11 protein-coding genes are annotated in these 12,603 nt (G+C 70.4%); 5 read left to right on the top strand and 6 right to left on the bottom strand.

Going from position 1 to position 12,603, the window contains the following annotated elements; translation table 11 throughout:
- Nucleotides 1–6: 6 nt before the first annotated feature.
- From DY023_RS14985 to DY023_RS14965, 5 genes are read right to left on the bottom strand one after another with little or no spacing between them, the layout of a single operon-like run.
- Complete coding sequence (locus DY023_RS14985; RefSeq protein ID WP_116243150.1) at nucleotides 7–1,587, bottom strand: dipeptide ABC transporter ATP-binding protein; 1,581 nt, start codon at nucleotides 1,585–1,587, stop codon at nucleotides 7–9.
- Complete coding sequence (locus tag DY023_RS14980) at nucleotides 1,584–2,450, bottom strand: ABC transporter permease (RefSeq protein ID WP_116243149.1); 867 nt, start codon at nucleotides 2,448–2,450, stop codon at nucleotides 1,584–1,586. Before DY023_RS14980 ends, DY023_RS14985 begins: the two co-directional genes overlap by 4 nt.
- Entirely contained in the window at nucleotides 2,447–3,403 is a 957-nt protein-coding gene (locus tag DY023_RS14975) for an ABC transporter permease (RefSeq protein WP_116243148.1), read from the bottom strand. Before DY023_RS14975 ends, DY023_RS14980 begins: the two co-directional genes overlap by 4 nt.
- A 19-nt stretch (nucleotides 3,404–3,422) precedes the next feature.
- On the bottom strand, nucleotides 3,423–5,072 hold the full coding sequence (locus DY023_RS14970) for an ABC transporter substrate-binding protein (protein WP_116243147.1): 1,650 nt from the start codon (nucleotides 5,070–5,072) through the stop codon (nucleotides 3,423–3,425).
- Entirely contained in the window at nucleotides 5,069–6,760 is a 1,692-nt protein-coding gene (locus DY023_RS14965; RefSeq protein ID WP_116243146.1) for an amidohydrolase, read from the bottom strand. The genes DY023_RS14970 and DY023_RS14965 overlap by 4 nt, the downstream gene beginning before the upstream one ends.
- A 147-nt stretch (nucleotides 6,761–6,907) precedes the next feature.
- Between DY023_RS14965 and DY023_RS14960 the strand changes: the two genes are divergently transcribed.
- The 5 genes from DY023_RS14960 (at nucleotide 6,908) to DY023_RS14940 (ending at nucleotide 11,072) form a co-directional block, all read left to right on the top strand.
- Nucleotides 6,908–7,579: a TetR/AcrR family transcriptional regulator gene (locus DY023_RS14960; protein ID WP_116243145.1), complete on the top strand. Its 672-nt coding sequence runs from the start codon at nucleotides 6,908–6,910 to the stop codon at nucleotides 7,577–7,579.
- A gap of 22 nt (nucleotides 7,580–7,601) precedes the next feature.
- Entirely contained in the window at nucleotides 7,602–8,843 is a 1,242-nt protein-coding gene (locus DY023_RS14955) for a flavin-dependent oxidoreductase (RefSeq protein WP_116243144.1), read from the top strand.
- Nucleotides 8,840–9,259, top strand: a complete 420-nt coding sequence (locus DY023_RS14950) for a DUF3237 domain-containing protein (protein ID WP_116243143.1) — start codon at nucleotides 8,840–8,842, stop codon at nucleotides 9,257–9,259. Before DY023_RS14955 ends, DY023_RS14950 begins: the two co-directional genes overlap by 4 nt.
- A 68-nt stretch (nucleotides 9,260–9,327) precedes the next feature.
- A complete protein-coding gene (locus DY023_RS14945) occupies nucleotides 9,328–10,731 on the top strand; it encodes an NAD(P)/FAD-dependent oxidoreductase (protein ID WP_116243142.1) in 1,404 nt (467 codons plus the stop codon).
- Nucleotides 10,728–11,072 carry a cupin domain-containing protein gene (locus tag DY023_RS14940; protein ID WP_116243141.1) on the top strand — a complete coding sequence of 115 codons (345 nt, stop codon included), beginning with the start codon at nucleotides 10,728–10,730 and terminating at the stop codon, nucleotides 11,070–11,072. Before DY023_RS14945 ends, DY023_RS14940 begins: the two co-directional genes overlap by 4 nt.
- On the opposite strand, the gene DY023_RS14935 is transcribed toward DY023_RS14940, so the two are convergent.
- Complete coding sequence (locus DY023_RS14935; RefSeq protein ID WP_181905868.1) at nucleotides 11,073–12,584, bottom strand: PucR family transcriptional regulator; 1,512 nt, start codon at nucleotides 12,582–12,584, stop codon at nucleotides 11,073–11,075.
- Nucleotides 12,585–12,603: the final 19 nt, after the last annotated feature.

The raw sequence follows: 12,603 nt of genomic DNA, 5'->3' as shown, positions 1-12,603 counted from the left end.
TCGTGTTCACACCACCGGCACCGGGACGGAGTCGATCAGCAGCCGGGTGTACTCGTGCTGCGGGTCGTCCAGCAACTGCTGCGTGGGACCCTGTTCCACGATCTCTCCGCGGCGCATCACGACGGTGCGTTCGCAGACCCGCCGCACGACCGAGAGGTCGTGGCTGATGAACAGCAGCGTCAGCCCCTGCTCCGCGCGGATCCGGGCGACCAGGTCGAGAACCTGCGCCTGCACCGAGACGTCGAGCGCGCTGGTCGCCTCATCCATCACGAGGAGGTCGGGCTGGATGGCCAGGGCGCGGGCGATCGCGACGCGCTGCCGCTGACCGCCGGAGAGCGTCCTCGGCCGGGCTTTCACGTGCTCGTCCCCCAGCCCGACGGCGGTGAGCAGTTCGAGAGTGCGCGCCCGCGCCGCCGCCGCATCCATCCTGTGGTGCAGCCGCAGCACATCCGAGATCGCCTGCCCGGCGGGGATCCGGGGGTCCAGCGACAGGTACGGATCCTGGAACACCATCTGCACGCTGCGTGCGCGCTCCAGGCGCTCCGCCTGCCCGCGCGGAGCCTCAGTGACCGAGACACCGTCGGTGCGGATCTCACCGCTGTCGGCGTTCTCCAGCCCGACCACCATGCGAGCCAGCGTGGACTTGCCCGACCCGGACTCCCCGACCACCGCGAGTGCGCCGCCGCGCGGAACGGTCACGCGTGCGTCCTGCACCGCGTGCACGTCCCCTCGCCCGCGTACGTGATAGGTCTTCGAGACGCCCTCGATCACCAGCATCGGCTCGTCCTGCGCGCCCGCGCCGGCGGCACCGCCGTCGCCGGTGAGCTTCGGCGTCGCCGCCACCAGGCGCCGGGTGTAGTCGGCCTCGGGCCGGGTCAGCACCTGCGTCGCAGGGCCCTCCTCGACGACCGCACCGTCCTTCATCACGACCAGCCGGTCGCACAGCGAACCCGCGAGGTTGAGGTCGTGCGTGATGAAGAGCATCCCCATGCCCTCGCGCGCACACAGTTCGCGCAGTACGGAGACGATCTCGGCCTGGGTGGTGACGTCCAGCGCGGTGGTCGGCTCGTCGCAGACCAGAAGCCGCGGGCCGGTGGTGAGGGCGCCGGCGATCATCACCCGTTGCAGCATGCCACCGGACAGCTCGTGCGGATGCTGGCCGAGATGCGCGACGGGATCGGGCAGCTTCACCGCGGTGAGCAGGTCGAGGGCGCGCTGCCGCGCCTGCTGCCGGCTCAGGCCCGCGCACAGCCGCAGCGCTTCGGTGACGTGGTCGCCGATGGTGCGCATCGGGTTGATGCCGGCGCGCGGGTCCTGGAACACCATCGCCGCATCCTTCCGGCGCACGTGCCGGAGGTCGTCCCGATCGAGCGGGGATCGCCCGTCGACCGAGACGGAGCCTCCGACGACCGCCCGGTCGGGCAGCAGGCCGAGCACGGTCCTGGCGGTGAGGGATTTGCCGGATCCGGACTCACCCACCAGGCCCACGGTCTCGCCCGCCGCCACCGACAGGCTGATGCCGTGCAGCAGGCGCGTGCCGTCGTTCAGGTCGAGCGTGAGGTCTTCGATTTTCAGCAGTTCGCTCATGCGGGGATCTCGCCTCCGATGCGGTCGGACAGTTCCTCGCCGATGATGTTCACCGCGACGACGACGAGCACCACGACGACAGCCGGGGCGATCGCGGGCAAGAACTCGCCCGATGCGATGCCGGACTGCGCCTCGTTGATCATCGCGCCCCAGTCCGCGGTCGGCGGCTGCACGCCCAGGCCGAGGAACGAGAGCCCGGCGAGCTCGGCGAGCACGTAGCCGAAGTTGAGGGTGGACTGCGCCCCGACGATGGGCGACACGTTCGGGAGCACGCGCCGCAGTGCGATCCAGCCGCCGCCGAAGCCCTGTACCCGGTAGGCCGAGACGTACGGGCGGCTGCGCTCGGTGGTCACCAGCGCGCGGGTCAGCCGCGCGACGAACGGCGCGTAGGCGATGCTCATCGCGATCACCGGTGCGACCAGGCCCTTGCCGAACAGTGCGACCGCCATGATCGCGATCAGCAACGACGGGAATGCGAACAGCACGTCGAAGACGCGGCCGAGCACGGCGTCGATCCAGCCGCCGCGCCACCCTGCCAAGAGCCCGAGCAGGATGCCGAGGATCGTCGAGAAGATCACGACGACGAGCGGCCCGACCAACGCGGTGCGGCCGCCGTAGATGATGCGGCTGAGCAGGTCGCGGCCGAGGCCGTCGGTGCCGAGCCAGTGCTCTGGCGACGGCGGCGCATAGAACGCCGAGAAATCGACGGCGTCCGGGTCGTACGGGGCGACCCACGGTGCGAAGATCGCCGCGAGAGTCACCACCGCCAGCACGATGACGCTGATGGTGAGCAGCATCGGCGGGCGGGGTCTGCGCGGCGTCTTCAGCAGCCGCACGGCGAGGGTGGGGGTGGGGGTGGTCATCGGGCACCTGCTCCTGCTGCCGATCGAGGGTCGATCAGCGGTTCGAGGATGTCGACGATCGCGTTCATGACGACGAACGCCGTCACCACGAGCAGCACGATCGCCTGCACCACGGGGAAGTCCAGCCGGTCGACCGACTGCACGAGCAGCGAGCCGATGCCGGCGAGGCCGAAAGCGGCCTCGACGATCGAGCTCGCCACGATCAGCCCGGCGACGAGCACCCCGCTGACCGTGAGGATGGGCCACAGCGAGTTGCGCAGCACGTGACGCCGCACGACGTCCCAGCGCTTCAGGCCTCGACTCGTCGCCACCTCGACGTGCTCGCGGCCGAGCTGCTCGACCATGGCGGAACGGGTCACCTTGCCCACGAGCACGATGAACACGATCGCGAGTGCGATCGACGGCAGCGTCAGGTGGTAGATCGTGTCCCAGAACCCCTCACCCGATCCGAACGAGGGGAACCAGCCGAGCTGCACCGAGAACACCGCGATGAGCACGATCGATCCGACGAAGGAGGGGATCGCACCGAGCACGGTCAGACCGATCAGGATGGCGCGGTCGGCGACCCGCCCGCGGTTCAGCGCGGCGATCGCCCCCGAGAGCAGACCGACGACGGCGATGATCGATCCGGCCATCACGACCAGGGTCATCGTCACGGGCAGACGCTCGCCGATGACGACGCTGACATCCTGCCGGAACTGCAGGGAGCGGCCGAAGTCGCCGTGCAGGATGCCGGTGATCCAGTTCAGGTACTGCTGCCAGGGAGGCAGGTCCAGCCCGTACTGCGCGGTGACCTGGGCCACCGCCTCCGGGGTCGGCTTGCGACCCCGGAGGAGGAAGGACACCGGATCACCGGGTACCAGGAACCGGGAGAAGAACACCAGCAGCGACGCCAGGAACAGCGTCAGCAGCAGGCCACCCAGTTTCCCGGCGACTCGTCGGAATGCATTCATCGTCGGCGGATGCTCCTGATCAGCGGGCGCCGAGGGTCGCGGCCCACGGGTAGTACAGGAACGCCATCGACGGCTGCATGCCGGTGACGCGCTCGCCCATGAACAACGGGATCGGGCCTTCTGAGAGCGGCAGCCAGGGAAGCTCGGCGTTGGCGATCTGCTGCGCCTTCGCGGTCAGTTCGCTGCGCGCCTTCGGGTCGTCCGTGGCGATCGCCTGGTTCACCACCTCGTCGAACTCGGGGTTCGACCAGCCGCCGTAGTTGCTGAACTCGCCCGTGCGCAGCACCGAGTACATCTCCAGCGCGTCAGGGCTGGACAGGTACCAGCTGGTGTAGAACATGTCCACGCCCTCACGGGCGCTCGGGTCCGAGAACAGCGCGGTGTAGGCCGCCGGGCTCACCGATTCGACCTTCACCTTCAGGCCGATCGACTGCGCTGCTGCGGAGACGGCCTGCGAGATGACGGCGAAGTCGTTGCCGATCGGCGCGGTGACGTAGGTGAGGGTCTCCCCCTCGACGCCGGCCTCCTCGATGAGTTTCTTGGCCGCCGCGACGTCGTAGCCGTAGTGCTCGACGTCGTCGAAAGCGGCCGTGCGCGCGGCATCCGACGCCTCTCCCCAGACGTTCTCCGAGGTGAACACGTCGGTGACCTCGCCGACGCCGCGGGCGGCGGCATCGAGCATGCCCTGCCGATCGATCGCCATCAGCAGCGCCTTGCGCACCCGGACGTCGCCGAGCGGTCCGTCGAGGTTGCTGATCACGATGTCGCCGACGGCGGTGCTGGGCGCGAACAGCGCGTCGCCCTTGCCGGATGCGCGCAGTGTCGGCACGGCCTCGATCGGGATCATCCAGGAACCGTCCACGCTGCCCGACTTGAGTGCGTTCACGCGGGCGGTGGAGTCGCCCATGAACACGAACTCGAAGCTCTTCGACTTCGCCTTCAGACCCTCGTCCCAGTAGTCATCGTAGCGCGTGAGGGTGATCGACTCCCCCGACTTCCACTCGGTGAGGGAGAACGGACCCGTGCAGTTCACGCCGCCCGTCGAGTTGCCGTAGTCCGCGCCCTTCTCGGCGAGCGTCTTCGCCGATTCGATGACGCCGGCCGAGCCGCCCATCGACAGGTTGAACTGCGAATCGGGCGACTTCATGGTGACGGTCACCTCACGGTCGCCAGTCTTCTCGATGCTCGCGACGTTCTGGTACACCGAGTACCACGACGAGCCCACTGCGGGGTCGAGGTGACGGCTCAGCGAGGCGACCACGTCGTCCGCCGTGAGCGGGGTGCCGTCGTGGAAGGTCACGCCGTCGCGCACGGTGTAGACCCAGGTCAGCGGAGTGGGATGGTCGAACGACTCGGCCAGTGACGGAGTGAGCGTGAAGTCCGGATTGAGGCGCAGCAGCGACTCGCAGACGTTCGCGAGCACCTGGTTGTCGCTGTAGTCGAAGGCGTACGCGTAGTCGAGCGAGTAGGGCTCGGAGTAGTTCGCCCAGGTGATCTCGTCGATGTCACCCTTGGGCGCGGCGGTCTCGGTGGTCAGTTCCCAGTCGATGTTCTTGTCGTCCTTGCCGGCGTCGTCGCCGGAAGGACTGCTGCATGCGGTGAGCGCGCCCACGGCGAGCAGCGTCGCTGCGCCGAGGACGACCGCGCGCAGGGTGCGGGTGCGGGTCATGAGAGCTCCTTGCGGGTGTCGGATGTTGCGATTGCGGGTACTGCGGAGTAGACGTTGCGACCCTCGATCCAGGTCGCGACGGCGCGCGAGGTGTGGATCTCGGATGCCGGCAGCGTGAACGGATCGGGGTCGAGCACGACGAGGTTGGCGAGGTAGCCCTCGCGGATGCTGCCGGTGTCGTACTCGCGACGGTTCACGAAAGCACTGCCCGAGGTGTAGGCGGCCATCGCCGTGGCCAGATCGAGGCACTGCTGCGGTCCGCCGAGCGGCCCCTGCACGGAACCGGGGTACGCCCGGTTCACGGCGATGTGGATGGCCTGGACGGGATCGGCCGTGGACACCGGCCAGTCGCTCCCGGCGGCGAACCGGGCACCTGCGCGGGCGAAGTCGCCGAAGGGGTACTGGCGGTCGACCTGGCCGTCCTGGAGGAACGGGAGAGTGAGCTCGTCGAGCTGGTCCTCGTGGGTCGCCCACAGCGCCTGGATGTTGGCGACGGCGTCGAGATCGGCGAAGCGCGGCACATCGGCCCGCGCCACGATCTGCAGGTGCGCGAGGTGGTGACGTCCGTCGGTGTCGCCGTTGGCCTGCCTGGCGTCCTGCAGGGCATCGAGCGCCTCGCGCACCGCCCGGTCTCCGAGCGCGTGCATGTGCACCTGCTGACCTGCGGCATCGAGCGCGGTCACATATCGCCGCAGCGCCTCGGGGTCGATGAAGCTCAGCCCGCTGTTGTCCGTGTCGTGCCCGTGACCGTCGCGGTAGGGGGTGAGCATCGCCGCGGTCTGGTTCTCGGCGACGCCGTCGACCATGATCTTCGTGGTCGCCAGATCGAGCCGGCGATCCGAATGCTCCGCCGCGATCCTCTCCCGGCGCGCGACCATCGTCTCGACCTGGTCCAGGCCGCCGTCACGCACCCACCACTGGGCACCGACCACATGCACCTGGAGCGTGTCCTCGGAGAGTGCGCGCTCGTAGGCGGTGAGCGGGTCCGCGATGCCCGCGACCCCCGCGCCGACCATGGCGTCCTGCCATCCGGTGATGCCCAGGGCGATCAGCTCCTCCTGCGCGCGCAGCAGACCCTGATACGACAGTTCGGCCGTGGTCGCCGGGCGAACGCCCTCGAACAGGTCCCCCGCACCCTCATGGAAGGTGCCGGCCGGGTAGCCGTCCGGCTCCCGCACGATCCGGCCGTCGGCGGGATCGGGGGTCTCGGCGGTGATCCCGGCGCGCTCGATGGCGGCGGTGCTCGCCCAGGTGCTGTGGTGGTCGCGGCTCTGCAGCAGCACAGGCCTGCCGCCGGCGGCCTCGTCGAGGAGGCCGCGCGGCGGGTTCCCGCCGGGAAAGTGGTCCATGCCCCAGCCGCCGCCGAGGATCCACTCCTCGTCGGGGTGGCTCTCGGCGTAGGCGCGGATGAGCGCGGCGGTCTCCTCGGCGGTCTCCGCCTCGGTGAGGTTGCACTGCAGGAGCTCGATGCCGCCGCCGACGGGGTGGATGTGCGCGTCCTGGAACCCGGGGCTCAACAGTGCTCCGGCGAGGTCGATGCGCCGGGCATCCGGTGCGATCTCGACTGCGTGCTCCTCCGGCACGACGGCGACGATGCGCTTCCCGCGCACCACGACCGCGTGGCCGTGCAGAGGCTCTCCGGCTCCTGTGAACACGGCACCGCCGTGGAAGACGATCTCCTGCGTCATCGCCCGACCTTTCTTCGTCGAAGGGTGATCGGCGTTCACGCTATCCATTCGATCCAGCGTTGTCAACGCTGTTGACTACACCGTTGTCCACCAGCCGTACTGGCCCCGTCGCCGTGCCACGATGGTGAGGCGACGAAAGAAGGATTCATGACCGACTCAGCAGCATCCGCGCGTTCCGCACGGCGAGCGCGCCTGGACGCGCAGACCATCGTCGACGCGGGTCTCGAACTCGCCGGCACCGGCGTGCCCGCCATCTCCGTGCGCGAGCTCGGTGTGCACCTCGGCGCGGATCCGACCGCGATCTACCGGCACTTCCGCAGCAAGGACGCCCTGATGAGCGCCCTGCTCGACGAGATCGACCTGCGCGCGGCAGCCGAGGTGACCGCTCCTCGCGAGCAGTGGCAGGCCCGCTTGCGCGAGCTCGCCGCGTCGACGCTGAAGTGGTACATCGCCTACCCCGCCATCGGTGCGGAGGCCACCGTGCTCACCACCCACGGCGACGGCGAACTCACCGCCGTGGAGTTCATGCTCGACGCCTTCACCGTCGCAGGGCTCCGTGACGGAGATCTCGTGCGGCACTACGCACTGATGGCCTCCCACATCCTCTCCGGAGCATCCGGCATCGCCAGGGCGCGCAGCACCGCTGACGCCGACGCGACCTCCAGCCCGTGGTTCGAGGGCCCGCTGCTCGCCGACCCCCGCAAGTACCCGCTCGTCGCGCAGAACGTCGTCGCACTGGCCGAACTGGAGGATCGGGACCTGTTCATGGCAGGTGTCGAGACCATCATCCAGTCGGCCGAGCGCGTCGGCGCCCACTGAGCGACGCACCGACAGGAGCACCATGAAGATCGCCATCATCGGGGCCGGCATCGCCGGACTCGCCGCCGCCCTCAGTCTGAAGGCCGCCGGGCACGACGACATCGAGATCTACGAGCGCAGCCGCGAGATCCGCGGCCTCGGAGTCGGCCTCAACCTGCTGCCGCACGCGATCCGCGAGCTCGACGAGCTCGGACTGGCCGACCGCATCCAGGACCTCGCCGTCGCACCGGAGCGGCTCACCTACACGAACCGGTTCGGCCAGCTGATCTGGTCGGAGCCGCGCGGACGAGAGGCCGGCTATCGCTGGCCGCAGTGCTCCGTGCACCGCGGCCGCCTGCAGCTGCTGCTGCGGGACGCCGTGCGGGAACGCCTCGGCGACGATGTCATCCGTCTCGGCCACCGCCTCACCGGCATCGTCGACGGCGCTCCCACGACCGCCGTCTTCGAGACCGCGCACGGCGAGGCGCGCATCGAGGCCGACGTCGTGATCGGCGCCGACGGCATCCACTCGTCGCTGCGCGCGATCCGCTACCCCGCGGAGGGCGCGCCGCCGTGGAGCGGACTCACCCTGTGGCGGGGCGTCACGACCGCCGAACCGTTCCTGGACGGGCGGACCATGGTGATGGCCGGCGACGGCGACCAGAAGTTCGTCGCCTATCCGCTCTCCTCCCCCGATGCCGACGGCCGCGTGAAGATCAACTTCATCGCGGAGCGGCGCGGCGAGGGCAGCCCGGACGCGGACTGGAACCGCGCCGTCGACCCGGGGCCGATCGTGGACCTGTTCCGCGACTGGACCTTCGACTGGATCGACGTGCCCGCACTGATCGCCGCCGCGGACGAGATCCTGGAGTACCCGATGGTCGACCGCGACGCGCTGCCGCAGTGGACCTTCGGCCGCACCACGCTGATCGGAGACGCCGCGCACGCGATGTACCCGAACGGGTCGAACGGCGGCTCGCAGGCGATCCTGGATGCGCGGACCCTCGCCTACGAGCTCACCACCGCCCCGTCGATCGAGGAGGGGCTCGCCGCCTACGAGCAGGCCCGCCGCCCGGCCATGACCGCACTGCTGGCATCCACCCGCGCCACAGGGCCGGAGCAGGTGATGATCCTCGCCGCCGAGCGCGCGCCGCAGGGCTTCGACGACATCCTCGACGTGATCCCCGCCGAGGAGCTCGAGTCCGTCGCGACGGCGTACAAGCAGGCCGCGGGCTTCCACCCGGCGACGCTCAACGAGCGCGCGTCACTGTCGGTGCGGCGATGACCGCGCCGATCGCCGACCCGGTCCTCGAGCACGCCTTCGACGTCGTCGTCGAACTCGGCGAGCCGGAACTGCACGGCGCGACCAGGGCGGGCACCCGCCGTGTCGTGCCGATCATCGGCGGCCGGATCACCGGCGGCGTCGAGGCCGACATCCTGCCCGGCGGCGCCGACTGGCAGATCATCCGCGCCGACGGGGCGCTCGACCTGGATGCCCGCTACTCGGCCCGCACGGCCGGCGGAGAGCTGCTTCTGCTGCGCGCCCGTGGCGTCCGCGCCGGCATGGAGGGCCCCTTCCACACTGCACTCGAGGTGGAGACGTCCTCTCCCGCGCTCAGCCGGCTGCAGGACCGCGTCTTCGTCGCCAGCGCCGTACGCGATACGAATCTCGTGCGCTATCGCGCCTTTCACGTACGATAACGACAGTTTCAACTCGAAACCAATACGGATTCCGCGGTCTGCGGGATCATCCCGAGAGGAAGATATAGATGGGTACCACGGTCTTCGAACGCCGTCGCCCGAACCCGACCATCGTTGACAACGCGCTGAGGGACACGGCGTTCGCCGTGTTCTGGCTCGACGACGTGCAGCGCGTGCAGCATCCGCCCCTCACTGCGACGATCGACGCCGATCTCGCGATCGTCGGCGGCGGCTACACCGGTCTGTGGACCGCGATCCGCGCCAAGGAGCGCGACCCGCAGCGCCGGGTCGTGCTGCTCGAGGCGTCCCGCGTCGCCTGGGCTGCCACCGGCCGCAACGGCGGCTTCTGCGAGGCGAGCCTCACGCACGGCCACGAGAACGGCCTGAGTCGCTGGCCCGACGAGATCGATCAGCTCGAGCGCATGGGCCTCGAGAACCTCGACGGCATCGAGGATTCGATCCGCCGCTACGGCATCGACGCCGACTTCGAGCGCACCGGCCAGCTCGCGCTGGCGGTCGAGCCGCACCAGGTGGAGTGGCTGCGTGAGGAGGAGGGCTTCCTCGACCGCGAGGCCGTGCAGGCCGAGGTGCACTCCGACACCTACCTCGCCGGCTCCTGGGACAAGGAGGGCTGCGCGATGGTGCATCCCGCCAAGCTCGGCCTCGAGCTCGCCCGTGTCGCCGCCGACCTCGGCGTGGAGATCTTCGAGCAGAGCCGCGTGCAGCGCCTGGACGGCGACGGATCCGGCGCCGTCACGGTGGTGACCGACCGCGGCCGCGTGAACGCGCAGCGAGTCGCCCTGGCGACCAACGTGTTCCCGTCGCTGCTCAAGCGCAACGCCCTGATGACCGTGCCCGTGTACGACTACGTGCTGATGACCGAGCCGCTGAGCACGGAACAGCTGGCGTCGATCGGCTGGTCGAACCGCCAGGGCCTGGCCGACAGCGCGAACCAGTTCCACTACTACCGGCTCAGCGCCGACAACCGCATCCTGTTCGGCGGCTACGACGCGATCTACCACTTCGGCGGCAAGGTGCGCGCCGAGTACGAGGACCGCATGGAGAGCCACCGCAAGCTGGCGGAGCACTTCTTCACGACGTTCCCGCAGCTCGAGGGTCTGCGCTTCACGCACCGCTGGGCAGGTGCGATCGACTCGTGCAGCCGGTTCTGCGCGTTCTACGGCACGGCGCGGAAGGGCCGGATCGCCTACGCGACCGGGTTCACCGGGCTCGGCGTGGGGGCCTCCCGCTTCGGCGCCGACGTCATGCTCGACAAGCTGGCGGGCGAGAAGACCGAGCGCACCGAGCTGGAGATGGTGCGCAAGAAGCCGATCCCGTTCCCGCCGGAGCCCGCCGCGGCGATGGGCGTGAACATGGTGCGTGCGGCCATGGATCGCGCCGACCACAACGAGGGACGACGCGGTCCGCTGCTGAAGGTGCTCGACGCCGTCGGCATGGGATTCGACTCGTGACCGCGCTGCCCGCGGCGGGTTCGGCCGTCACGGATCTCGCGCTCGTGCACGAGGCGCTGCCCGCGTCGGATGTCGTCGAGGGCGCCCCCACAACCGCTGTCGCCGTGCTCGACGACACCGGTGAGCGCGAGATCGGCATCTGGGAGATGACCCCGGGGGTCGCCACCGACACCGAGGCGGACGAGCTGTTCGTCGTGCTCTCGGGCCGAGCCGTCGTCGCCTTCGACGACCCGGCGCTGGCCGATCTCGAGATCGGCCCCGGCTCGGTCGTGCGCCTCGCCGAAGGCATGCGCACGACCTGGACCGTGACGGAGACGGTGCGGAAGGTCTACATCGCCTGATCAGGCGAGCAGGGCCAGCTGGAGGGCGGCGAGGGTCTCGCCGTCCTCCAGGTCGGCGTCGGTGAGATCGGCGATCAGCTCCAGGCGCTGGTAGAAGACCGAGCGGGACAGACCGGATGCCGCAGCCGCGGCGGTTCTGCTGGTGGGGTGCGCGACCAGGGCGCGCAGCACCTCGACGAGGTCGCCGCGATGCGCGGCATCCCACTCCTCCAGCGGGGCGAGCAGCTCCTCGCGCAGCGCGGCCAGTCGCGGGTCGCCCTGCAGCTCGCCCGCCAGGCGGATCAGCGGCCGGCCGTCGCCGCGTGCGACGGTTCCGGCGACAGCGCGCGCCGCGAGCACCCGCGCTGCGCGCACCGACGCGGCAATGCCCTCCACGCCATCCGCCCGCGGCCCCCAGGCAGCCCCCGCACCGGACGCGGCCAGCGCAGCGCCGACGCCGGCGAGCAGCGGGTCCACCTCGGACGCGCGGATGCCGTCCGGCAGCGACACCAGCACGATCCCGTCCCGTCCGTCCACCGCCTGTCGCACGGCGCCCCGCGTGGACAGCGACGCGGTCACGGCGTCGAGCATCGCGGCATCCGCGTCGCGCACGACGAGCGTGTGCAGCACGCGTCCGTGCACGGGGAAACCACCGGACTCGAGCCGTGCGCGCGCGTCGGCCGGCGTCGCGAACGACTCGTCGAGCAGGTCGCGCACCAGCGCGGTGCTCGCCGCCCGCTCCCAGGCGCGGTCGTCGCCGTCGGCGAGGCGACCGAGGGCGAGCGCGGTCGCCGCGCTCTCCAGCACAGTGAGCACGCCGGCGGGATGCCCGGCATCCGGATGCGCGTGCAGCCGGCCCCAGCGCGTGCCGCGCGCCTCGACAGTGACGCGCTCCCACACCTCGCCGTCACGGAACGCGTCGAGCACCTGTGCCTCTTCACGCCCCGCGGCGGCGAAGGCGACCGTCTCGTCGGCGGCGGTCCGCAGCAGCACCGGAGCCCCAAGGATGCGGGCGGTCTCGCGCACCACCGTGCCGGCCGGAGCACCGCGCAGACTCAGTCCGGTGAACAGGTCGTGCACCCGCTGCCTGGCCTGCAGCGCATCGAACTGCACCTGGGTGATCAGGCGGTGGATCGCCTCGGTGACGGCGACGAACTTCACCTCCTGCTCGAGCACGACCAGGGCGAGCCCCAGGTCACGGCAGGTCTGCACCAGCGCGGGCGGAACCGTCGGGAATCGACCGCCCAGCTCGAGCACGATGCCTGCTGCGCGCGCGGAGTGCAGCCCTTCGGCGAGCGCCCGCAGCCGGTCGTCGGCGCCGGGCCAGCCCGCGCCCGTGGTGAGCAGCAGCTCGCCGCCCTCGAGCATCCGAGCGGCGTCCTCACTGTCGGAGATGTGCGCCCAGCGCACCGGCACGTCGAGCAACGCGCCCCCGACGAGCACATCGGGCCGCCCGCCCCGCAGCGCCGGGATCGCCAGGGCATCCGCGACGGTGATCAGCGCACCGGCATCCGGACGTTCTGTCCGGATCACCTCCGTTTCCTGACGATCT

It is taken from the genome of Microbacterium bovistercoris, assembly GCF_003387575.1.
In the GTDB taxonomy this organism is placed as follows: Bacteria; Actinomycetota; Actinomycetes; order Actinomycetales; family Microbacteriaceae; genus Microbacterium; species Microbacterium bovistercoris.
This window is presented reverse-complemented; position numbering and strand designations above follow the sequence as displayed.

Excerpts from the sequence above, each read along its gene's own strand:
- DY023_RS14985 (WP_116243150.1), bottom strand. The coding sequence starts at position 1,587 with ATGAGCGAACTGCTGAAAATCGAAGACCTCACGCTCGACCTGAACGAC.
- DY023_RS14980 (WP_116243149.1), bottom strand. The coding sequence starts at position 2,450 with ATGACCACCCCCACCCCCACCCTCGCCGTGCGGCTGCTGAAGACGCCG.
- DY023_RS14975 (WP_116243148.1), bottom strand. The coding sequence starts at position 3,403 with ATGAATGCATTCCGACGAGTCGCCGGGAAACTGGGTGGCCTGCTGCTG.
- DY023_RS14970 (WP_116243147.1), bottom strand. The coding sequence starts at position 5,072 with ATGACCCGCACCCGCACCCTGCGCGCGGTCGTCCTCGGCGCAGCGACG.
- DY023_RS14965 (WP_116243146.1), bottom strand. The coding sequence starts at position 6,760 with ATGACGCAGGAGATCGTCTTCCACGGCGGTGCCGTGTTCACAGGAGCC.
- DY023_RS14960 (WP_116243145.1), top strand. The coding sequence starts at position 6,908 with ATGACCGACTCAGCAGCATCCGCGCGTTCCGCACGGCGAGCGCGCCTG.
- DY023_RS14955 (WP_116243144.1), top strand. The coding sequence starts at position 7,602 with ATGAAGATCGCCATCATCGGGGCCGGCATCGCCGGACTCGCCGCCGCC.
- DY023_RS14950 (WP_116243143.1), top strand. The coding sequence starts at position 8,840 with ATGACCGCGCCGATCGCCGACCCGGTCCTCGAGCACGCCTTCGACGTC.
- DY023_RS14945 (WP_116243142.1), top strand. The coding sequence starts at position 9,328 with ATGGGTACCACGGTCTTCGAACGCCGTCGCCCGAACCCGACCATCGTT.